This is a genomic window from Streptomyces sp. MCA2 (assembly GCF_023544705.1).
In the GTDB taxonomy this organism is placed as follows: Bacteria; Actinomycetota; Actinomycetes; order Streptomycetales; family Streptomycetaceae; genus Streptomyces; species Streptomyces decoyicus.
This window is the reverse complement of the sequence record NZ_JAMJFM010000042.1, coordinates 1-22,678: the sequence shown is the minus strand read 5'-3', so window position 1 is coordinate 22,678 and position 22,678 is coordinate 1. Positions and strand designations below refer to the sequence as shown.

Below are 22,678 nucleotides of genomic sequence, written 5' to 3'. Positions count from 1 at the left end.
CCGCCCCGTACCCGCTTCGGTGGCCACCCGGCCTCGGACGTTCCGGGCATCGATCGTCACCGGGCCTCGATCGTCTCCGGACCTCGATCGGTATCGGGCCTCGTTGGTCACCCAGCCCCGATCGGCGCCGTGCCCCGATCGGCTTCGTGCCCCGATCGGCTTCGGACCTCGATCGGCGTCGGACCTCCGTTGGTCATCACGGACCTCCGTCGGTCACCGGACCTCGATGGTTGACCTCGATCGTCACCGGGCCGCGGTGCTCGCGCCCCGGCGTCAGCGTTCGCTGTCCAGGTGGGCCATCTGGTCGGTGGGGTAGCGGTCGCCGGCGGCGGCGCCGGGCGGGACTGCGCGCTCGATCGCGGAGAGGTCGTCGGAGTCCAGGGTGACGTCCAGGGCGCCGAGGGCCTCGGTGAGCCGGTCGCGGCGGCGGGCGCCGACCAGCGGGACGATGTCCTCGCCGCGGGAGAGCACCCAGGCGATGGCGGTCTGGGCGACCGAGACGCCCTTCTGCTCGGCGATCTTGCGCAGCGCGTCCACCAGGTCGAGGTTGCGGTCGAGGTTCTCGCCCTGGAAGCGGGGGCTCATGCCACGGAAGTCGTTGGCGGCGAGCTTGCGGTCGCGGCTGAAGTGGCCGCTGATCAGGCCGCGCGACAGGACGCCGTAGGCGGTGACGCCGATGCCCAGCTCGCGGGCGGTCGGCAGGATCGCCTCCTCGATGCCGCGGGAGATGAGGGAGTACTCCATCTGGAGGTCGGAGATCGGGGCGACGGCGGCGGCCCGGCGCAGGGTCTCGGCGCCGACCTCGGAGAGGCCGATGTGCCGGACGTGCCCGGCCTCGACCAGCTCGGCGATGGCGCCGACGGTCTCCTCGATCGGAACGTCCGGGTCGACCCGGGCGATCCGGTAGATGTCGATGTGGTCGGTGCCCAGGCGCTGGAGGGAGTACGCGGCGAAGTTCTTCACCGCGTTCGGCCGGCCGTCATAGCCCGTGAAGCCGCCTTCGACCGTGCGCAGGGCACCGAACTTGACGCTGATCTGCGCCTTCCCGCGGGCCGCCGCGGGGGCGGTCCGCAGAGCCTCGTTGATCAGCAGTTCGTTGTGGCCCATGCCGTAGAAGTCGCCGGTGTCGAGCAGGGTGACGCCCGCGTCGAGGGCGGCGTGGAGGGTGGCGATGGATTCGCTGCGGTCGGTGTCGCCGTAGAGGGCGGACATGCCCATGCAGCCGAGGCCGAGGGCGGAGGTCTGCGGGCCGGTGGTGCCCAGGGTGCGGGTCTGCACTGCGTGCTCCTGGAGGACGGGAGGGGTGGGGATGGAGGTGTGGGGGCGTGGGGCTGGAGGTAGGGCGGATGCCATACGTTCCAGAACCACTATGGCATGACGACTGACAGATTTCAATATCTGTCAGTCGTCATGTGTGGGTGCCGGGCCTCGCCCCTCGCTCCCTCGTAGATCACCGCAGGTCAGCGGACGTCAGCGCAGAGTGCGAGGCAGTCGCAGGGCGAGCGCCGTCGTGCCCGCGACGATCGCCAGCTGCGTCAGCAGGGCGGCGAGCATCGCGTCGCGGATGCCGACGGACGGGATCAGTGCGAGGAAGAGGGTGCCGAGGGTGGCCACGCCGAGGGCGAGGCCGGACTGCTGGGTGGTGACCATGACGCCGCCGCCCACGCCGGCCTGTGTCACCGGCAGTTCGCTCAACACGATGCGCATCAGCACCGGCAGCACCATGCCCTGCCCGAGGCCCAGGACGGCCATGCTCGATGCGAGCCCGGCCACCGATATCGCGGGCCAGCCCGAGTGCACGGTCAGTGCCAGGCCGATCAGCCCGACGCCCTGGATCAGCGAACCGGCGACCACCACCCGCCGCCCGAACCGCATCACCAGCCGCGGACCGGCGAGCGAGGCGAAGAAGAACGTGACGCACAGCGGGGCCAGGGACAGTCCGGCCGCGAACGGGCCGTAGTGCAGGCCATTCTGGAGGGCGACGGCGACCACGAACATGAAGCCGCCGAAGCCCAGCGTGAACGGGATGATCATGGTGAGTCCGCTGTTCACGGAGGGGATCCGCAGCAGCGAGGGCGGGACGAGCGGGGTACGCCCTGCGCGTTCGGCCCGGCGCTCGACGAGGAGGAACGCGGCGGCGGCAAAGGGGAAGACGGCCAGCAGGATCCAGGACCACAGGGGCCAGCCGGCCGCCCGGCCCTCCGTCAGCGGCAGCAGCAGGGTGATCAGCGTGGCGGCGAGCAGCGCGGTCCCGGGGCCGTCCACCCGGCTCGGGTGCGGGGAGCGGGTCTCGGGGACCGTACGGGCGGCCAGCAGCCAGGCCGCGGCGGAGATCGGAACGTTCACCAGGAAGACCGCGCGCCAGCCGGTGCCCGCCAGGTCGACGGAGACCAGCAGGCCGCCGAGCACCTGGCCGACGGCGCTGGCGACACCGGCCGTACCGCCGTAGAGGCTGACGGCCTTGGCGCGCCGCTTGCCGGTGGTCGTGGCCTGGATGGTGGCCAGCACCTGCGGCAGCAGCAGCGCGGCCGCGGCCCCCTGGGCGACCCGGGCGGCCACCAGCGTCCCGGCGTCCGGGGCAAGACCGCAGGCCAGTGACGTCAGGCCGAACGCGACCAGGCCCCAGAGGAACAGCCGGCGCCGGCCGATCATGTCGCCGAGCCGGCCGCCGAGCACCAGCAGCATGGCGTAGGCGACGCCGTAGCCCGCCACCACCATCTCCAGCATCGCGGGCCCCGCGTGCAGATCGTGGTCGATCGTCGGCAGTGCGACATTGACGATAAAGAAATCGATCATGGGCAGGGCCGCGCCCAGCAGTACGGTCAGCAGGCCGAGCGGGGTCAGGACGGTGGTGGCCGGGTGCCGCTGCGGGGTGGGCCCGGATGCGGCCGGTGCCTCCGAGGCCGCCGGGACTCCGGGGTGCGCGGCATCCGGGAGGGTGGCCGGGGCGGCGTCGAGGGTCGCGGTCGTGGCATCCGTGGTGGTCATCTGTGCTCGGGTATCGCTCACGGACTCGACTGTTGTCGAGCGCTCAAGCTGGTACCAGAGTCTTCTTATCCTGGTACCAGTGCTACCTGGCAACCGGCTGCGGACTGCGGCACGCTGGAGGCATGACCGCGGACATGCCCTTGACGCAGCCTGCCACAGGCCCTGGCCCCGGCCCCGGCCCCGGCGCCGCCCCGCGGCACGGAACCGCCCCGCACGAAGACGCCGCCCGGCGCGCCGAGCTGGCCGCCTTTCTGCGCAGCCGACGGGAGCGGATCACGCCCGAGCAGGTCGGACTGCCGCGGGGTGCCCGCCGCCGTACGCCCGGTCTGCGCCGCGAGGAGGTCGCGCACCTGGGCGCGGTCGGTGTCACCTGGTACACCTGGCTCGAACAGGCCCGGGACATCCACGTATCGCCGCAGGTCCTGGACGCGGTCGCCCGTGCGCTGCTGCTCGACCGCGCCGAGCGCAGCCATCTGTTCGCGCTGGCGGGGGCGGTCGACCCGATGCCGGGCACGGAGTGCACGGGCGTCACGCGCGAACTGCGCCAGATGCTGTGCCAGTTGGAGCCGTTCCCCGCGGTCGTCCAGAACAGCCGGTTCGACATCCTCGCCTACAACAGCACCTACGGCCGACTGATGTGCGACCTCGACGCGCTGCCCGAGGAGGACCGCAACTGCATGTGGCTGGCGTTCACCCATCCCGTGTGGCGGTCGAGTGTGGTCGATCTGGATGCCACGATGCGAGTGATGGCGGCCAAGTTCCGGGCGTCGATGGCCGAGCATGTCGCGGAGCCGCCCTGGAAAGCGCTGGTCGCGCGGCTGACGGAGGCATCGCCGGAGTTCCGGGAGATCTGGGCCCAGCATGAGGTCATCCGCCCGATGAGCTCCGTCAAGCTCTTCCGGCATCCGCGGGTGGGGGTGCTGCAACTGTCCGCCACGAGCCTGTGGACGGGGCCCAACCCCGGTCCCAAGCTGCTGTCCTACACGCCCGTGGACGCGACGACCCGGGAGCGGCTGGAGCAGTTGGAGCGGCTGGCGCAGGAGGCGGCGCTGGTCACGGTGTGACCGTACGGCCGAGGGGGCGGGCGTGAGCGGTCCGCAATGACGGGCTGGGGCGGCGGGGGCGTCAGCGGCCCGCGGTGAACGGCCGAGGGGGACGTCAGCGGCCCGCGGTGAGGGGTGGACGCGAGCGGGCGACGGGGCCACCGTGCCGGCCGGCAGTGAACCGCTCGACGGGCGAACGCCAGCGACCCGCGGCGATCGGACAACGGTGGCCGTAAGCAGCCTACGACCGCGCGCCCGCTGCCCGTTGCCCCTGCTCCTCCTCGTCGAACAGTGTCGCCGTGCGGTCGGCCGTGGCCTTCGCCCACCGGCCCGTCGTCAGGGCGCCGAGCAGCAGGACGGCCGCGCCGCAGCCCGCGATGATCCACCACGCCGGGCGGCCGGCCGCAATGAAGGCGTCCGCGGTGGCGGTGGCATGGGCCCCGCCCGCCAGTACGGCGCCGATCACCGCGACGCCGAGCGACTGCCCGATCTGCCGGCTGGTGGAGGCGACGGCGGCGGCCACACCGGCCTGGGTGCGGGGCATACCCGACACCGCGGTGTTGGTGATCGGCGCGTTGACCAGGCCGAATCCGATACCGAACAGGACATAGCCGGTGAACAGCAGCGGATTCGTCGACTGGGCGTCGAACGCGGCGAAGAGCAGCCCACTCGCCCCCATCGCCGCACCGGCCAGGAGCAGCGACAGACGCGGTCCCCGACTGCCGACCAGCCGCCCCGACAGCGGTGCGAAGACCAGCGTCATCCCCGCCATGGGGAGCATGTAGAGCCCGGCGCCCAAAGCGGACAGGCCACGGATGTTCTGTAGATACAGGGTGTTGATGAAGAGGAAGCCGGCGAGCGCGGCAAAGGCGCAGACCGCCACGATCGTCGCCCCGCTGAACGGTGCGCTGTGGAAGAACCGCAGGTCGATGAGGGGTTCGCACCGGCGTCGCTCATAGGCGATCAGACCGACCAGGGAGGCCAGGGCCACCAGCACGAACGTCACGATCTCGGGGGAGACCCAGCCGGCGTCCGGGGCCTCGATGATCGCGTACGTCAGCGAGCCGAGCAGCGCGATCACCAGCAGCTGGCCGACCGGGTCGACGCGGCGCGGCCGGGGAGCGCGGGACTCCTGGACGTAGCGCAGGGTCAGGAAGAACGCGAGGGCGCCGATCGGGACGTTGATCCAGAAGATCGAGCGCCAGCCGACGGTCTGCACCAGCAGCCCGCCGATCACCGGCCCGGCCGCCATGCTGATGCCGACGACACCGCCCCACACCCCGATCGCGCGAGCCCGCTCCCGCGGTTCCGTGAAGGTGTTGGTGATGATCGACATCGCGACGGGATTGAGCATCGAGCCGCCGACCGCCTGCACCATCCGGAAGACCACCAGCCACTCCAGACCGGGCGCCAGGCTGCACAGCAGCGAGCCGACGGCAAAGACCACCAGCCCGACCAGGAAGATCCGGCGCCTGCCGAGCCGGTCGGCGGTCGAGCCGGCCAGCATCAGCAGCGCCGCCAGGACCAGGGTGTAGGCGTCGATCGTCCACTGCATGCCGGAGACCGAGGCATGCAGTTCATGCTGGATGGACGGCAGGGCGACATTGAGGATGGTGTTGTCGAGACTGACGATCAGCAGGCTCATGCAGCAGATCGCCAGCACCAGGAGACGCCGTCGACGGCTGAGCTCAGGCATGGTTGAACGCTACAACGATCCGGTGCGTCCGGCCCTGGCGGGGCCACTCGCGCGGTGCGGGACAATGGGAGATCGCAGTGGCCGGACCGCCCGTACGGCCGCGGCTCGTCCGCCCCGCCGAAGGAAGCCCAAGAAAGCCGAAGGTATTGCCGTCATGACTCTGCTGAAGATCGGTCCGCATACGGTGCAGCCGCCCGTGGTGCTCGCGCCCATGGCCGGGATCACCAATGCCCCGTTCCGGACGCTGTGCCGGGAGTTCAGCGGCGGCAAGGGCCTGTTCGTCAGCGAGATGATCACGACTCGGGCGCTGGTCGAGCGCAACGAGAAGACCATGCAGCTGATCCACTTCGACGAGACCGAGAAGCCGCGCTCGATCCAGCTGTACGGCGTCGACCCGGACACCGTCGGCAAGGCCGCCCGCATGATCGCGGAAGAGGACCTCGCCGACCACATCGATCTGAACTTCGGCTGCCCGGTCCCGAAGGTGACCCGCAAGGGCGGCGGCTCGGCGCTGCCGTACAAGCGGAATCTGCTGCGCTCGATCCTGCGTGAGGCGGTGGCGAACGCGGGCGGGCTGCCGGTGACGATGAAGATGCGCAAGGGCATCGACGACGACCACATCACCTACCTGGACGCGGGGCGGATCGCGGCCGAGGAGGGCATCACGGCGATCGCGCTGCACGGGCGGACCGCGGCCCAGCACTACGGCGGCACCGCCGACTGGGACGCCATCGCACGCCTCAAGGAGCATGTCCCGGAGATCCCGGTGCTCGGCAACGGCGACATCTGGTCGGCGGACGACGCCGAGCGGATGATGCGGGAGACGGGCTGCGACGGGGTGGTCGTGGGGCGCGGCTGCCTGGGGCGGCCCTGGCTGTTCGGCGATCTGGTCGCCGCCTTCGAGGGCACGGGGACGTACGCCCAGCCGACCCTCAAGGAGGTCGCGGCCGTGATGCTGCGGCACGCCACCCTGCTGGGCGAGTGGATCGGCGACGAGGCGCGCGGCGTGATCGACTTCCGTAAGCATGTCGCCTGGTACACCAAGGGCTTCTCGATCGGCTCCGAGATGCGCCGGAGTCTCGCCGTCACCTCCTCCCTCGACGAGTTGGACGCGCTGCTGTCGGAGCTGGACCTCGACCAGCCGTGGCCGGTGGGTGCGGACGGCCCGCGCGGCCGTACGTCGGGCCGTAACCGGGTGGTCCTGCCGGACGGCTGGCTGGACGACCCCTACGACTGCGCGGGCGTGGACGCGGACGCGGAGCTGGACACGTCGGGCGGCTGAGCCGGACCGCTGTGGCGCGGCTCGGCCGGGCAGCAGTCCGGGGGCCCTAGGTATAGGGCGTGTCGGTGCGCGAATACGGGCATACCGGCGTACGCCGCGATACCGTTTGAGCCCGTACGGAGCGTTCCGTGCGTGGCGCGTGGCGCGTGGTGCGGCAGTGCCCACGGCCGTGCACGGGTTCCGGTAACGGCTGCGCACGAGTTCCGGTTTCGGGCCGTGCGCGAGTCCCGGTACAGGAGCGCGCGGGACCGGCGAGGCCGAGGGAGATGCTGTGGTGAGCGGGCGCGGTTCCCTCGGGGATACGGAGAAGGCCGTCCAGGCCAAGCTCGGCGACCTCCCCGTCCGCCACGAGCGGATGGCCGCGGTCGCCGGCATCTACCGCGCCGCGGCCGCCGTACGGCAGCACTTCGAGAACTCCGTACTGCGTGACGCCGAGCTGACCTGGACCTCCTTCGTCGTGCTGTGGGTGGTGTGGATCCGGGGCGAGGGGGAGACCCGCAGGGTCGCCGAGGAGGCCGGTATCTCCAAGGGCACGCTGACCGGCGTCGCCCGCACCCTCCAGGCCCGCGGCCTGATGGAGCGCAAGGGGCACCCGACCGACGGGCGGCTCGCCCTGCTCGCGCTCACCCCCGAGGGCGAGCGGCTGATGACCCGGGTCTTCCCGGAGTTCAACGCCGAAGAAGCCTTTGTCACCGAGGGGCTGAGCGACGACGAGGCACTGGACCTGGCGGATCTGCTGGGCCGGATCGTGGTGCAGGTCGAGACCCGCGGCGAGAACCGGCGGCTGGAGCTGCTGGACGGCCAGGACCCCCGCCCGCGACGGAGCGGCCGACGGGCCAAGGGGTAGGGGGCCCGTCCGACCCGCCAGGCGGGAGGCGGTTTGCGGCGCACCGTCCGGCTTGATCGAAGGGTCGGTCCTCGGCCCCGGATTGGCTGATTCGTTTCTTGATCATGTTCCTGACCAGGCGGATAGCATCGTTCCGGTTCGGGGGAGCGAGCGGCGCGGTCGGGTGCGGGTCAGCACGGCGGCCGCTTCCGGCACCCCTGAATGACCGTTCCTTGAGGGACCAGCTCAAGGGACCGAGGAACCGAGAAATTTCAGGGGGAAGCGTGAAGCGTAGGACCAGTCTGCTGATCGCCGGTGCCGCGGCGGTCGGAATGACGGCTTTCACTGCGACATCGGCCACTGCCGCGCCCGTCCAGGGCTTCAACATCAAGAACGTGGCAGCGAAGAAGTGCCTCAAGTTCAACGGCTTCGACAAGCGGGTCACGGCAGTGAAGTGCCGCACCAGCGACCCGAAGCAGAACTGGGCGCCCAATCCCGGCGAACAGATCATTTCGGCGGCCTCCAGCTCCACCTGGGGCCCGTGTCTGACGGCGCACAAGCCGACCGGCGGCTACGTCTACGCGAAGGCGTGCAACGCCGACGGGCGGAAGTGGTCCCTGTCGTGGAGCGTCGGCTCCTTCCATGACGGGGACAAGACCATCTACGGGAACCCCGTCGCGCGCTGCTTCCTCAAGGTGACGGCGAAGGGCAACGTGGTCTGCACCCCGGGCCACCGCACCAGCCGCAAGTGGTGGGTGGCTGACTACAACTAGTTGCCGCCTCCGCACGAGAAGGGCGCTCGGCCGGGACACCCCCGCCGAGCGCCTTTCCTTTGCGGCTGTGGGCTCTACAGCGGCTGTGGGCTCCGCACAGGAGGGGAGCGCGCCTCGCCTGCGCGCCTTGGTCGTCGTCCACGACCCGCTGTCCACCGCGGGCCACGCAGGCGAGCGGCCGGCCGAGCGGGGCCATGAGTTCGACGAGCTGCTCGTCGTGCCGGTCGAGCGGTATACGGCCCCGGATGTGGAAGTGAGCTTTCCGGCGGACGGGAACCATGGCCTGATTCTGATCGGGGTGCAGTTCTCTCCGGAGCTGACGCCGGAGGTGTGGCAGGCCCGGTCGACGAGGGCGGGGAGGCGGTCGCGGCCGAGGTCGGGGGCGACCCGGCGTGGCGGGTGGCCGAATTGCGGGCTGATCTGCCGGATGTACGGCAGCGGGCGCGCGTCCCGGTGGGCGCATTCCTTGATTCCGGTGATCGATCGAGGAGCTGGAGAGGGTCCAAATGATGGGACCCAGTCACACATGAGCGCGTGATTCTCGCCACCCCTGATAGGGGGTGCGCTCAGATGAGCGTCTCGCGCGGGGTTCCATCTCTCCAATGATGGCACCGGGTGCCATGCTTCATGCGTTCGACTGATTACTCCATTCGTCGCAGTGCGTAGCACATCGGGGTCATTTTGGATGCGTAGCGGAGTGATGCATTCAGGTGTTGAAGGGTCTGCCAAATGCGTGATCACTTTCGATCTGCTGGCGGACGACTGGTTACACAGGTATGTCGACCAAGTGGACGTACCCATACGCCTTCGATCTGGGTATGTTCCTCGCCGTCAGGGCAGCCCGTCGGCGAGGAGTCAGTGCCGTGCCGGAAACACAAGATCCCCACGTAACCCAGCTTTCGTCCGCGAAGTTCGTCTACGACTTCACCGAGGGCAACAAGGACCTCAAGGACCTGCTAGGCGGCAAGGGTGCGAACCTCGCCGAGATGACCAACCTGGGACTTCCCGTCCCTCCCGGCTTCGTCATCACCACCGAAGCCTGCAAGGTCTACCTCGACAGCGGCAGCGAGCCCGCGGCACTGCGTGCCGAGGTCTCCGAGCACCTCGATGCCCTTGAGCAGAAGATGGGCAAGAAGCTCGGCCAGGCCGATGACCCGCTGCTCGTTTCGGTCCGTTCCGGGGCAAAATTCTCCATGCCCGGCATGATGGACACCGTCCTCAACATCGGCCTCTCCGATGCGTCGGTTTCCGGCCTCGCCGCGCAGGCCGGCGACGAGCGCTTCGCGTGGGACTCCTACCGCCGCCTCATCCAGATGTTCGGCAAGACCGTGCTGGGCGTCGACGGCGAGCTCTTCGAGGAGGCGCTGGAGGAGGCCAAGCAGGCCAAGGGCATCCGCGTCGACATCGACCTGGACGCGGCCGACCTCAAGAGCCTGGTCGCGCACTTCAAGGACATCGTCGCCAAGGAGACCGGCCGCGACTTCCCGCAGGAGCCGCGCGAGCAGATGGACCTCGCCGTGCGCGCGGTCTTCGACTCGTGGAACACCGACCGCGCCAAGCTCTACCGCCGCCAGGAGCGCATCCCCGGCGACCTCGGCACCGCGGTCAACGTCTGCTCCATGGTCTTCGGCAACCTCGGGCCCGACTCCGGCACCGGTGTCGCCTTCACCCGCGACCCCGCCAGCGGTCACCAGGGCGTCTACGGCGACTACCTCCAGAACGCACAGGGCGAGGACGTCGTCGCCGGTATCCGCAACACGGTCCCGCTCGCGGACCTGGAGCAGATCGACAAGGCGTCGTACGACCAGCTGATGCAGATCATGGAGACGCTCGAAACGCACTACAAGGACCTGTGCGACATCGAGTTCACCATCGAGCGCGGCAAGCTGTGGATGCTCCAGACCCGGGTCGGCAAGCGCACCGCCGGTGCCGCCTTCCGGATCGCCACCCAGCTCGTCGACCAGGGTCTGATCGACGAGGCCGAGGCCCTCCAGCGGGTCAACGGTGCGCAGCTGGCGCAGCTGATGTTCCCGCGCTTCGACCTGGGCGCGAAGTCCGAGATGATCGGGCGCGGCATCGCCGCCTCCCCGGGCGCCGCGGTCGGCAAGGCCGTCTTCGACTCGTACACCGCCGTCAAGTGGTCGCGCTCCGGCGAGAAGGTCATCCTGATCCGCCGGGAGACCAACCCCGACGACCTCAACGGCATGATCGCCGCCGAGGGCATCCTCACCTCCCGCGGCGGCAAGACCTCGCACGCCGCCGTCGTCGCCCGTGGCATGGGCAAGACCTGTGTCTGCGGCGCCGAGGAGCTGGAGGTCGACACCAAGTCCCGCAAGATGACGACCCAGGACGGGACCGTCATCGAGGAGGGCGACGTCGTCTCCATCGACGGCTCCAGCGGCAAGGTCTACATCGGCGAGGTGCCGGTCGTGCCGTCCCCGGTCGTGGAGTACTTCGAGGGCCGGATGCACGCCGGCGCCGATGACGCCGACGAGCTGGTCAAGGCCGTCCACCGGATCATGGCGTACGCGGACCGGGTGCGCCGGCTGCGCGTACGGGCCAACGCCGACAACGCCGAGGACGCCGCCCGCGCCCGCCGGTTCGGCGCCCAGGGCATCGGCCTGTGCCGCACCGAGCACATGTTCCTCGGTGAGCGCCGCGAGATGGTCGAGCGCCTGATCCTGGCCGACACCGAGAGCGACCGGGACGCGGCGCTCAGCCAGCTGCTGCCGCTCCAGAAGGCCGACTTCATCGAGCTGTTCGAGTCGATGGACGGACTGCCGGTGACGGTGCGGCTGCTGGACCCGCCGCTGCACGAGTTCCTGCCCGACATCACCGAGCTGTCGGTGCGCGTCGCGCTCGCCGAGGCCCGCAAGGACGCCAACGAGAACGACCTGCGCCTGCTCCAGGCCGTGCACAAACTGCACGAGCAGAACCCGATGCTGGGTCTGCGCGGTGTCCGCCTGGGCCTGGTCATCCCCGGTCTGTTCGCGATGCAGGTACGTGCGATCGCCGAGGCGGCCGCCGAGCGCAAGAACGCCAAGGGCGACCCGCGTGCGGAGATCATGATTCCGCTGGTGGGCACCGTCCAGGAGCTGGAGATCGTCCGCGAGGAGGCCGAGCAGGTCATCGCCGAGGTCGAGAAGGCCCACGGCGTCGACCTCAAGCTCACCCTCGGCACGATGATCGAGCTGCCCCGCGCCGCCCTCACGGCCGGTCAGATCGCGGAGTCCGCCGACTTCTTCTCCTTCGGTACGAACGACCTCACGCAGACCGTCTGGGGCTTCTCCCGCGACGACGTCGAGGCGAGCTTCTTCACCGCGTACCTGGAGAAGGGCATCTTCGGCGTCAGCCCGTTCGAGACCATCGACAAGGACGGCGTGGGCTCGCTGGTCCGCAACGCCGCCGCGGCCGGCCGGGCCACCCGCCCGGACCTCAAGCTCGGCGTCTGCGGCGAGCACGGCGGCGACCCGGAGTCGGTCCACTTCTTCCACGAGGCGGGCCTGGACTACGTCTCCTGCTCCCCGTTCCGCATCCCGGTCGCACGCCTGGAGGCGGGCCGCGCGGCCGCGGAGTCCAAGGGCAGCGACAGCCGCTGACCGCACCGGGGCCGGCGTCCATCGCCGGCCCCACCGGTCACCCCGTGGGCGCCGAGTGCGCCTGCGGTGACCTGAAGGACCACCGGAGCCGGCGGCAGGGCACACCCTCAGCCGCCTGGCTGTCGGTTCCGGCACCCGAACGAGGGCGGCACCTGTGCGGAGGTGCCGCCCTCGTCTTTCTCCGGACTCCCCCCTCGGGAGCTGCCGTCACCCCGGTCGGCGCGGGGTGCGGCCTTCAGCGGGGCTGCCGAGCGGCCGGGTGGTTGCCCATCACCCCCCACGGGATCGAGCAATCCGGTCCGTTCGCGCCGCCGCTGAATTGAGTACAAGCATTCCTCGCGCCCGCCCGGTGGCGCGAGGACTTTCAAGTCTGGCCAAAAGGGCATGGTGACCGCGCGTGTTGGCGTGCATACTCAGGCGTGCCGGGGGCCGACTGAGGAAACCAGGGGTGGGGGTTCGGTGTTACGCGTCCATTTCAGTGGACTCGATCTGGCCCGTGTGCGCATTGCGGCACGCCCGGACGCACTGTGGGAGACCGTCTTAAGCTTTCACCGGCTGCGCGACCGACGGGACGATTCGGCGTTCGGCAAATGGCGATCGGAAACACGTGGAAGGTTGAATGGCGAAGGGCGACTGCTGGCGCCGCTCGTGCCCACCCGTGGGTATTTTCCCGATTTCCTGACGCCCGCCGAAGGGCTCCTCGGCATGACCGACGCGCTCGCCGCGCTGCGCGAGACGCCCGCCCGCCGGCTGCACGAGGAACTGGGCCGGCTCTCCACGGCCACCCGCCCGTTCCCGTCGTGGATACGGGCGATGGCCGACGGGGACACCCGCGCCCTCGGCCGGCTCGCCGGGATCCTCCAGCGCTACTACGAGGCGGCCGTCGCCCCGTACTGGCCGCGCGTCCAGAGCCGGATAGAGGCCGACCGGGCCACCCGCGGCCGTGCGCTGCTGGACGGCGGCGCGGACCGGCTGCTCGCCTCGCTCCCGCCGATGATGCGCTGGCGCCCGCCCGTCCTGGAGGCCGACTATCCGGTGGACCGCGATCTCCACCTCGGCGGCCGGGGGCTGTTGCTGCTGCCGTCGTACTTCTGCCGCCGCACCCCCGTCACCTTCCACAACTCGGAGCTGACGCCTGTACTGGTCTACCCCGTGGAACACCAGTCGCCGAGGCTCACACCGCAGGTCCCGCCGGAACGTTCCCTCGGCCGGCTCGTCGGCCAGACCCGCTCCGAGATACTCCAGGGCATCGGCGTCGGCTGCACCACCAGTGAGCTGGCCCGCCGCGCCGATGTCTCGCTGGCCTCCGCCAGCCAGCACGCGACGGTGCTGCGCGATGCCGGCCTGCTGGTCACCCTGCGGCAGGGCAACGCGGTGCTGCACACCCTCACCCCGCTGGGCGCGGCCCTGCTGCGCGGTGCGCGCCCGGCGGAGGCGGCGGCGTACGAACGACTCGGGTGAGGGGGAGGGGCGCACACGGCCGGTTTGGGCGCCCCCGCGGCCGGCCGCGCGTCGGCCATGCCTCCGGGCCTGTCCGGTACGTCCAGCCGGGCGGGTATGGCCTGACCGGCGGTAGGACGTCCGCGAGTCCGCCGGTCAGTAGGGGCGATCGCCCGCGATGGCGACCCGTTCGGCGACCCGGCGGTGCGTCCCGTAGTCGTTCACCGCATAGTGCTGGGTGGCGCGGTTGTCCCAGAACGCGAGATCCCCCGCCTGCCACTGCCACCGCACCTGAAACTCCGGCACCTGCGCCTGCTGGAACAACAGCCGCAACAGCCGGTCGCTCTCCGCCTCCTCCAGGCCCACGATCCGGGTGGTGAAGGAGGCGTTGACGAACAGCATCCGCCGCCCGGTCTCCGGGTGCCGGCGCACCACCGGATGCTCAACCGGAGGGAACTCCTCCTGAAATGGCGCCAGTTGAGCCGCGGAGTAGAAGCGCGCGAAACCCGGGAGATAGTCGTGCACCGCCCGCGCCCCGTCGATCCGTGCCCGGATTTCCGGAGGCAAATTGTCGTATGCCGCGGCCATATCGGCCCACATCGTGTCCCCGCCGCTGGGCGGGACCTCACGCAGTTGCAACACCGCACCCAGCGCGGGCCGTTCCCGGAAGGTGACATCGGTGTGCCATACGTTCTCGAACGTCGTGACCCCGCCGACGGCCTTGTCGAACCGCACCACATCCTTCGAATCGCCCCGTGCCAGCAACGGGTTGCTCTCCAGCTCACCCCAATTGCGGGCGAATTCGCGCTGCGCCCCGGAGCTCAGATGCTGACCGCGGAAGAACAGCACCTTCCACTCCAGCAACGCCCGGTTCAGCTCCGCGCGCAGGCCGTCGTCCAGGGGGCGCGACAGGTCCAGCCCACGGATCTCGGCCCCGATGGTGGCCGCCTGCGGCACGGCCTCGAAGCGCTCGTACGGCCGGTCGTCCCAGCCGTCGGGCGTCCGGCGCAGGGTGCGCTGCCCTTCGTACAGCCCGTCGGCGGGAATGCGGTGGGGGCGCAGGGCGGGGGTGGACGGAGCCGCGGAATCGACGAGAGTCGTCAACTGGTCCTCCTGAAGGCGAGAAAGGGGGAAGGCGAGAGAGGGAGACGAAGGAAGGGCAGACGAAGAGAAGGGGAGAAGGGGAGGCGGGGGAATTAGAGACGCCATCGCATGGCGGGTGGGAAGCGTCGTGTGGCCGAGGTGGACGCGGCCGTCGGACCGCCGTCCGCCGGACGTCAGCGCGCGAAGGCGTCAGGACGTACAGAAACAACAGGCCGGGGGAGAACCCACCCGGCCGCGGCGGCGCAGAAAGCTCAGGCCGCGGGGCGCGCACTCGCCGTGGGGGCCGCGGTCGCGCGGCTCCGCCTCACGGACAAACAGGTGCGTGCTCATGCCACGCACCGTACCCCTTCATGCAGACGTCCTCAATCCGCCAGTCGTCAGTCCGGCATTCATCAGTCCGGCGTTCATCAGTCCGTCAGTCATCCATCGGGCAGTCATCGATCCGTCAGTCATCGATCCCACTGCGCTCCACCCCCGCGACGATGTACCGCTGGAGCAGCAGGAAGACCACCACCAGCGGGGCGATCGACACGGCCGCGGCCACGAACAGCTGATGCAGGACGAGGTTCTGCGCGGTGGTGAACGTCGACAGCGCCACTTGCACCGTCCAGGACTCCTGGTCCTGCCCGATCACCAGCGGCCACAGGAAGGCGTTCCAGGCCCCGATGAAAACGATGGTGCCGACGGCGGCGAAGACCGGGCGGGCGTTGGGGACCACGATGCGCCAGTACGTCCGCCAGTAGCCGAGCCCGTCGACCCGGGCCGCGTCCTCCAGCTCCTTGGGGAAGCCCAGGAAGTACTGCCGGAAGATGAAGCAGGCGAACGCGCTGAACAGCGTCGGAACGATCAGCCCGCGCAGTGTGGAGATCCACCCGAGCGTCGACACCAGGACGAAGCTCGGCACGAACGTCACGGCCGCCGGCACCATCAGCGTCCCCAGGACCGCGTAGAAGACGACATTGGCGTGCCGGTACGGGATCCGCGCCAGGCCGTAGCCCGCGAGCGAGGCGAGCAGTACCGTACCAGCCGTCGTCGACACCGCGATCAAGGTGGAGTTGAGCAGCGCCCGCCCCAGGGGGAGGTTCGGGTCCTGGAACACCTCGGTGAGATTCGACCACTGGAGCGTGTGCGGGAAGAACGTCCAGCCGGGCGCCGTGATGTCCGCTTCCGTGGCCAGGCCGTTGCGCACCAGCAGATAGAACGGAATCAGGAACAGCAGCGCGAGGACGATCAGGACGACCACCCGCAGGGCGCGCCCCGCCCTGGTCAGCGCGTTGTGCATGGGTGCTCACTCCTCCTTGCGGCCGAGGCCGAACCAGCGGGCCTGCACCACCGTCGCCACCGCGATGATCAGCGCGAGGATCACCGCTCCCGCGCTGCCCAGCCCGAGGTTCTGATCCCGTCCGAGGGCCGTGTAGTAGAGATAGACCAACGGCGGCCGGGCGTACGGCGGATAGCCGCGCGCATCGCTCAGCAGGTTGTAGAACTCGTCGAACGCCTGGAACGCGTTGATCACCAACAGCAGCACGACCGCCACCGATGTGGCGCGCAACTGCGGGAAGGTGATGTGGCGGAAGGTCTGCCAGCCGGGGCGCGCCCCGTCCACCGCCGCCGCCTCGTACAACTGCGGAGAGATCCGCTGGAGCCCCGCCAAGAAAAGGATCATGTAGAACCCGGCCTGGAGCCACAGCCGTACGGTCACGATGACCAGCCAGTACCAGGGCGGATCGGTCGTCGACAGCCAGGCGGTCTGATCCGCGCCGAACCACCCCAGCACGGTGTTGGCCAGCCCGAACCGCACCCCGTTGAAGATCGACAGCTTCCAGATCACCGCCGCGACCACATACGAGCAGGCCGTCGGCAGGAAGAACACCGACCGGAAGAACGCCTGGGCGAAGTGCAGCCGGTTGACCATCAGCGCGAGCGCGAGCGAGAGCGCGTAGGCGGCCGGCACGATGAAGACGGTGAACAGCGCAAAGATGCCGAGACTTCCCAGGAACGCGCCGTCGGTCAGCATCGTCGTGTAGTTGCCCAGCCCGACGAAGTCCGACCCGGCCGGGCTCACCGTGTTGTGCGCGTCGAAGAAGCTCAGGTAGACGCTCCACGCCAACGGCACGTACGTGAACAGGCCCAGCCCGATCGCGAACGGTCCGACGAAGACCCAGAACCACAGATTCCGCCGCTGCGGACCGAGCAATCGGGCACCGAGCGAGCGGGCGCGGGGCGAGTGGACACCGAGCGAGCGGGCGCCGGGCGAGTCGGCAGCGAGCGAGTGGGCGCCGGGCGAGCGGGGTCCGGCGCCCGGGGCCGCCGCGGTCCTGCCGGCCGCCACGTCGCCGACCGGTCCCCCTGCTGCCCCTCCTGCTGCCCCTCCGTCCGCCCCTTCGCCCGCCTCTCCGTCCGGCCCTCCGACCGCCTCTTCGGTCCCTTCCGCCGTCACTTCTTCCTGGCCCGCTGAAGCTCGGCGTTGACCTTGCGCACCACCGTTTTCAGCTCACTCTCCGGGTTGGCGCCGTCCTTGATGATCCGGCTCAGCGCGTCCTGGTAGGCGGTACGGTCCGCTGTCGTCCACAACAGCGGCTCGGCATAGCCGTGATCCGTCGCGAACCGGACCGCGTCCGCCGCCGGGCCGGACTGCAACCGCTCGGCCTTCTTCGCCAGCGAGATCCGGGCCGGAATGTGGAATCCGTACGACAGCGCAAAGTCCTGCTGGAAGTCGGTGCGGTCCACCCACAGCCACTTCGCGAAGGCCTTGGCCTCCGACTTGCGCTTGCTCCGCGCGCTGACCGCGGAGCCATAGGCGCCCACCGGAACGGACGGCTTGCCTCCGCTCCCGTCCTTCGGGAACGGCAGCACCCCGAAGTCGTCCCCCAGCGCCTTCTTGATCTGCGGCAGTGCCCACAGCCCCGACCACTGCATCGCGGTCATCCCCTGGATGAAGGCCGCCGGATCGGACCAGTCCGTGGGCGCCCCCAGCAGCAACGACTTGTCCGCGTACAGCTGCCGGATCTTCCCGAGCGCCCGCGCCGCGGCCGGATCGTCGAACCCGGCCTTGCCGTCCTCACCGATCAGACTCAGCCCCGCGGCGAACAACGGCGTCCCACCGAGCACCCCCACCCCGCCGTCGTTCCCCAGGAACAGCCCCTTGGCCTTCTTGTCGCTGAGCTTCTTCGCCCCGTCCACCAGCTCATCGAGCGTCCGCGGCGGCTGCACCCCGGCCTTCTTCAGCAGGCTCTTGCGGTAATAGAGCACCTGCATGTCCACGGCCTGCGGGATGCCCCAGATCTTGTCCTGCCAGATCTTCGGCGCCAGCACGGCCTGGTGGAAGTCGTCCTTGACCGGCTCGACCTCGGCCGTCAGATCGACGACCTGCCCGCCCTGGATCTGGTCCAGCAGCGGCCCGTTGACCTCGAAGACGTCCGGCCCCGAGTCGGTGAGCAACGCGGCCGCCGTCTGCCGGTCGTAATCCCCCGGCCGCCACTGCACCCGCACCCCGGCCTTCTTGTACGTGGCGGCATACCGCTTCACGGCCTGCTCGGTGCCGCTCTCGCCGTACTGGTGATACCACTGGCTGATCTCAGGCCCCGAACCACCGCCACCCCGCCCGGTGTTGGACCCACACGCCGTCGCCAGCCCCGCGGCCAGGGCCACCCCACCGCCGGCCGCCAACAGCCTCCGCCTGTCGATCTCCGTCATGGCACGTCGCCCCCTGCGCTCGTAACCTCCCGGTGATCGTCGATCACCGACGGTGCGACCGTCCACTCTGCCGCACGGGCGTGCAGAGTGCATTGCATCTCTGCGAAACAACCTCGGCCGCGCCCGCCGCATTCCTCCCTACGAGATCTCCGGCCGGTAGACCTTGCGGTAGAGCGCAAGGGTCCGGGCAGGCGGACGCAGCGGAACCCGGCACACGGCGCCGTCCTCCTGGGAGAACAGGGCACAGGTACCGCCGGGGTTGCCCCTGGGCCGCGGTGTGGGCCGCCCGCCTGCCCGGCGTCCGACTGCCCCGTCAATCGCACCTCCCCGAGGGTGAGTTGGGGTGGTGGCGTGCGCGATAGAGAGCGATCGCGGATTTCGGGGGGAAGTTGGGTACGTACGTTCGTGCCCCGTCAGCCTTGGAGATGACCAGGTGGCTGCCGCCGAATGAACGAGGCTCGGTGGGGGGAAACCTGGCGTGGACGAGGTACCCGATATCGAACTCTTCGACATACAGGGGGGCCGGGGTGGCATCGTGACAGAGCGGCTGAAAACTGGTGCGGGCCATTTCCAGCGCCTCGTCAGCGGTTGCCGGCGGTACCGGCTTCTCAGCTTCGGGCGGATCGGTCTCCGGCGGATCGGTCTCCGGCACGTGAGGTTCTCTCCTCGCATCCTGAAATGGAGTGTGGGTCGTGCGCCGGGGCGAATTCGGCATGGCCGGTGGGCGATGGCGCACGACACCAGTGGAAAACGGCCTTGGCGAGGTGGAGCAGCCCTTCCGGGGAGAGATGGACGATTGCGCCGACCTTGCGACCCCTCCGCCTGCCGAGGTGTCCCTTGCCGCTCCGTCGCGCTTCGTCATCCGATTCGATTCCCTCTGGCCGCTGTGCGCCCAAACCCGGTTGTCTGCCCTCTTGTTGTGACCCGTAGGCCACCTGCCATTGTCCGGTGGCCGGGTGGTGTGGAGGCTGCGGGGGCCGGCGCCAGTCACCTGGCACCATGCCGCCATGAACCGCACAGAATTACTGCTTATCGGCGGCAGGGCAGGTGTGGGCAAGTCCACGGTCGGCTGGGAGGTTTCGGATCAACTGCGAGCCTCGTCCGTTCCGCACGCCATCATCGAGGGCGATTTCATGGGCCAGGTGCATCCGGCCCCGGACGGAGACCCGCACCGCTCCCAGATCACCGAACGCAACCTGACCGCGATATGGGCCAATTACCACCAACTCGGCTATCGCCGCCTCATCTACACCAACACCGTGAGTGTGCTTCCCGAAAGCGCAGGGCTCTTCGCGCGGGCCCTGGGGGCAGATACCCGGACCGTACGGGTCCTCCTGACCGCCTCCGACACCACCACCCACGAGCGGCTGGTGGCCCGCGAGATCGGTTCGGAGTTCGAACGGGAGCTCAGGAGCAGCGCGTACAAGGCCCGGCTCCTGGACGAAAGGGCATCCGACGACACCTTTCGGGTAGCCACCGACGGCCGGTCCGTCAGGGAGATCGCCGCGGAGGTCCTGAGGGCAACCGGCTGGCTGGACCCGCAATCCCGTCCGCCAACGCCCTCCGTGCCCGGCCGATAGAACATCACGCCCCCGTGCCCGGCCGATAGAACATAGGGAAGACGGTGTTCGCCTCTGTTGCCTCCCTCGCCTTCGTCGGCGCCGCCGTAGCCTCATCTGTCACCGACGGGACGAGCGGCCTCCGGTCGACTCACCGAGCGGGATGGCTTCGTTATACCTGGGGCGGGCGCTGTTGGCGGTAGAGGGCGATGGCCGTCTCCGTCGGGAAGTTGGGCACGGTGACGGTTGCGCCGGTGTCCTTGGCCACGACGATCTTCGACCCGCCGGGCGGGGCCGGCTGGGGCTCGCCCGATGCGTCGGTGGTGTCGGGGTACTCGGTGTACACGAGATAGCCGATGTCGAATTCTTCGACATGCATCGGAGCGGGAGAGCCGTCTGCCAGTGTGGGCTCGGCGTAGCGGCTGCGGACGATGGCGAGCGCTTCCTCGGGAGTGGTGGGCGGAGTGAGATTGTCCTGCGGGCTGGTCATTTCACTCCTGTCATGCACGGTTCTCGCCTGAGTACGGACGGCGTGTTACGTGGGAAATTCGCCGACCCACTCGGCGTCGAGCAGTCCTTCGGGCAGGTACTCGGACTCGACCGTAATGGTGAACCCTGCGTCACGGGCGAGGCAGGTCACTGCTGTGAGGCCCAGGGAGATGAAGCCTTCCGGATTGAGTTCGCGGTCGTCGCGGGTCCAGTGGTCCTTGTGCCACGCCAGCGCCTGGGCGAGTTCGGCGTTGAACTTCTCCGCGTCGCCGCGAACCAGCTTCGTCAGCAGGTTCATCGGCGGATACATGAGGCGAAGGACGCCTCCCGCTTCGGTGTGCCGGATGACATCGGGATCGGTGCCGTCCACGGCGGCTACCAATTTTTCGCCGAGTTGGGGCTGCTGTAGCCAATAGGCCTGGAGGGCCTCGACCCAGTCATAGATGTATGCGTCGAATACCGCGCCGGAGTTCCGCAAGAGCGATACCGGGACCTGGCACAGCTCGTTCAGGCGCCCCTTCTCCCGGCATACGCAGGCCAGCCAGAAGGCCGTGAGCCAGTTTCCTGCGTCCGCCCAGGGCAGTGCACCGGCCGGGACGGTGCGCCGCTCGTGACCGATGAGGCATTCCACGGTCTCGGTGCTTGCACGCGCCGAGGTGAAGAGAGCGGAGCCCACCTGCATCGCTGTGACGCAGGATTCCCACGTCTCAATCTTTGCGGCTGTCGGGTCATCGGCGCAGCGCACACTGAGCACCTGGATCGCAGAGGGCAGTGCCATGGAGAACCATTCCGGATCTTTCGAAAGGCCCTCGATTTCCTTCTGTAGGTCCGGAGTCATCACCCCCAAGAGGAGGCTGAGGTTCCTCGTGGGGAATTCATGCCGGGGGATTTTGGGCCATCCTGCTGTTTCCTTCGTCCTCATGTCGAACTGGTGCATTTTGTACCCCCCGTGCTTCTCGCCGTCCGGCGCGCCCCTGGACGACGCCCACTGTGCTGATGCGACCGAGATTTTTACTTGGCGGATGAGTGCAGTAGTTGGCGGATCTTGCTTCCGTAACTGTCGTCTGCCATCGGGACGTCAGCGGAGTCTGCCACTGGATGTCAGTGGTTCTGCCATGAGGTGTGTCAGTAGGTACTGACGTCGTCGGCGTCGGTGAGGCGGAGGCTGTACCGGACGTCGTCGGCCAGGACGGCGGTGCCGTCGTCGGCGCGGACCAGGAGCCCGGCGTCGAGCAGGCCCGACGGTGGCCGCGGTCGGCTCCTCGGGGTCGGTGGAGACGGTGCCGTCGTAGGATGCCTGGAACAGCACGGCCGCGTCCTGACTGCTGAGGACGTCGCGCTGGAGCGGCCGGTAGTGCGCATCTTGCGGGTGCCGCCACGGCTCGGTGTGGTTGGCGGGATGGACCCAGTTCATCTGCCGATCGGTGAGGACGTCCAGGCGCGGGCTGAGGGTGAAGTGGGCGGGGGCTGCGCGCCGCAGGGCGTACGGACCGGCGAGGTGGGGGTACGCCCAGGCGCGTTCGATGGCGTCGCTGACGCGGTCGAGGTCTCAGCCGAGGGATTCGGCGAGGAAGTCGGCGGTGATCGGGCGGCTGGCGTGGGCGAGCGCGTTGAGGACAGCGAGGGCGTCCATGTCGGTGCCGGGGGCGGTTGTAGACCTCGGCGGCGTACGGGGTGAGGTCGCCGGGGTGGAGGTCGAGGCGACGGGCGAGTTCGAGGACGACGTGCAGCGGCTGGTTGGGCAGGTGGTCCAGGGGGATGTCGTGCTCGTGGACGCCGAGGAGGTCCGCGAGCTCCCATGCGGACATGCCCGCGTTGTGCTGGCGGCGGCGCAGTTCCTCGCCCCAGCCACGGGGTTTGTAGCGCGGGGGCTTGTAGGGGCCGGGGCCGGTCACAGGGCGGCGCCCTGGTCACTGAGGATCTCCACGTCGAGGCGGTGCGCGGCCATCCAGTCGGTGAGGGGGGCGGGGCCGGAGCCGAGCTGTGTGCCTTGACAGGAGCCGCGGTGGAGCCAGAGCGGATCGATGCCGATGCGTCGGCAGGTGCGCAGCACGACCTCGGTCAGGGCGCGGTCGGTGGCTTCGAGTTCGGGGTTCTTGGGGTCGGCGAAGAAGCGGCGGCGGGTGCCGGCGCCGTCCGCGCGGCGGTGGGCGAGGTGGGCGGCGATGATGTCGGCCGCGCCG

The 22,678-nt window shown here is 69.5% G+C and carries 18 protein-coding genes; 7 read left to right on the top strand and 11 right to left on the bottom strand.

The features are described 5' to 3' along the window. Positions 1–273 precede the first annotated feature (273 nt). Positions 274–1,278, bottom strand: coding sequence for an aldo/keto reductase (locus M8I34_RS29030; protein WP_250054261.1), 1,005 nt, complete (start codon positions 1,276–1,278; stop codon positions 274–276). 192 nt (positions 1,279–1,470) lie between these two features. Beyond that, the gene (locus M8I34_RS29025; RefSeq protein WP_284050935.1) at positions 1,471–2,988 is read right to left on the bottom strand and encodes an MFS transporter; all 1,518 of its coding nucleotides are present in this window, start codon (positions 2,986–2,988) and stop codon (positions 1,471–1,473) included. A gap of 122 nt (positions 2,989–3,110) precedes the next feature. Between M8I34_RS29025 and M8I34_RS29020 the strand changes: the two genes are divergently transcribed. Further along, positions 3,111–4,052 carry a helix-turn-helix transcriptional regulator gene (locus M8I34_RS29020; RefSeq protein ID WP_250054259.1) on the top strand — a complete coding sequence of 314 codons (942 nt, stop codon included), beginning with the start codon at positions 3,111–3,113 and terminating at the stop codon, positions 4,050–4,052. Positions 4,053–4,272: 220 nt separating this feature from the next. Here the strand turns inward: M8I34_RS29020 and M8I34_RS29015 are convergent, their stop codons facing one another. Then, positions 4,273–5,727, bottom strand: a complete 1,455-nt coding sequence (locus tag M8I34_RS29015) for an MFS transporter (protein WP_250054257.1) — start codon at positions 5,725–5,727, stop codon at positions 4,273–4,275. A gap of 154 nt (positions 5,728–5,881) precedes the next feature. Between M8I34_RS29015 and dusB the strand changes: the two genes are divergently transcribed. The 5 genes from dusB (at position 5,882) to M8I34_RS28990 (ending at position 13,668) form a co-directional block, all read left to right on the top strand. After that, positions 5,882–7,009, top strand: a complete 1,128-nt coding sequence (gene dusB / locus M8I34_RS29010; protein WP_250054255.1) for a tRNA dihydrouridine synthase DusB — start codon at positions 5,882–5,884, stop codon at positions 7,007–7,009. A 271-nt stretch (positions 7,010–7,280) separates the two neighbouring features. Then, on the top strand, positions 7,281–7,856 hold the full coding sequence (locus tag M8I34_RS29005; RefSeq protein WP_374211006.1) for a MarR family winged helix-turn-helix transcriptional regulator: 576 nt from the start codon (positions 7,281–7,283) through the stop codon (positions 7,854–7,856). A 263-nt stretch (positions 7,857–8,119) separates the two neighbouring features. Next, on the top strand, positions 8,120–8,608 hold the full coding sequence (locus M8I34_RS29000) for a ricin-type beta-trefoil lectin domain protein (protein WP_250054251.1): 489 nt from the start codon (positions 8,120–8,122) through the stop codon (positions 8,606–8,608). Positions 8,609–9,426: 818 nt separating this feature from the next. Beyond that, on the top strand, positions 9,427–12,207 hold the full coding sequence (ppdK, locus tag M8I34_RS28995; protein ID WP_250054365.1) for a pyruvate, phosphate dikinase: 2,781 nt from the start codon (positions 9,427–9,429) through the stop codon (positions 12,205–12,207). 615 nt (positions 12,208–12,822) lie between these two features. Next, on the top strand, positions 12,823–13,668 hold the full coding sequence (locus tag M8I34_RS28990) for a helix-turn-helix transcriptional regulator (protein WP_244414887.1): 846 nt from the start codon (positions 12,823–12,825) through the stop codon (positions 13,666–13,668). A 135-nt stretch (positions 13,669–13,803) separates the two neighbouring features. Here the strand turns inward: M8I34_RS28990 and M8I34_RS28985 are convergent, their stop codons facing one another. The 5 genes from M8I34_RS28985 to M8I34_RS28965 all read right to left on the bottom strand — a co-directional run bounded on the left by M8I34_RS28985 (position 13,804) and on the right by M8I34_RS28965 (position 19,099). After that, positions 13,804–14,751, bottom strand: a complete 948-nt coding sequence (locus M8I34_RS28985) for a TauD/TfdA family dioxygenase (protein ID WP_250054249.1) — start codon at positions 14,749–14,751, stop codon at positions 13,804–13,806. A 445-nt stretch (positions 14,752–15,196) separates the two neighbouring features. Beyond that, positions 15,197–16,033 (bottom strand): carbohydrate ABC transporter permease, encoded by an 837-nt coding sequence (locus tag M8I34_RS28980; RefSeq protein WP_250054241.1) that lies wholly within the window; start codon positions 16,031–16,033, stop codon positions 15,197–15,199. Between the two features lie 6 nt (positions 16,034–16,039). After that, complete coding sequence (locus M8I34_RS28975; protein WP_250054363.1) at positions 16,040–16,948, bottom strand: carbohydrate ABC transporter permease; 909 nt, start codon at positions 16,946–16,948, stop codon at positions 16,040–16,042. Positions 16,949–17,187: 239 nt separating this feature from the next. Further along, a complete protein-coding gene (locus tag M8I34_RS28970) occupies positions 17,188–18,447 on the bottom strand; it encodes an ABC transporter substrate-binding protein (RefSeq protein ID WP_250054240.1) in 1,260 nt (419 codons plus the stop codon). Between the two features lie 313 nt (positions 18,448–18,760). Further along, positions 18,761–19,099 carry a hypothetical protein gene (locus M8I34_RS28965; RefSeq protein WP_250054237.1) on the bottom strand — a complete coding sequence of 113 codons (339 nt, stop codon included), beginning with the start codon at positions 19,097–19,099 and terminating at the stop codon, positions 18,761–18,763. Between the two features lie 355 nt (positions 19,100–19,454). On the opposite strand from M8I34_RS28965, the gene M8I34_RS28960 reads away from it, so the two are divergent. After that, a complete protein-coding gene (locus M8I34_RS28960) occupies positions 19,455–20,027 on the top strand; it encodes a hypothetical protein (RefSeq protein ID WP_250054235.1) in 573 nt (190 codons plus the stop codon). A 151-nt stretch (positions 20,028–20,178) separates the two neighbouring features. Here the strand turns inward: M8I34_RS28960 and M8I34_RS28955 are convergent, their stop codons facing one another. The 3 genes from M8I34_RS28955 to M8I34_RS28945 form a co-directional block, all read right to left on the bottom strand. Further along, positions 20,179–20,496, bottom strand: a complete 318-nt coding sequence (locus M8I34_RS28955) for a hypothetical protein (protein ID WP_250054226.1) — start codon at positions 20,494–20,496, stop codon at positions 20,179–20,181. Between the two features lie 45 nt (positions 20,497–20,541). Beyond that, entirely contained in the window at positions 20,542–21,432 is an 891-nt protein-coding gene (locus tag M8I34_RS28950; RefSeq protein ID WP_250054224.1) for an immunity 49 family protein, read from the bottom strand. 954 nt (positions 21,433–22,386) lie between these two features. Beyond that, the coding region (locus M8I34_RS28945) for a hypothetical protein (RefSeq protein ID WP_250054221.1) at positions 22,387–22,678 on the bottom strand (292 nt) is incomplete at its 5' end.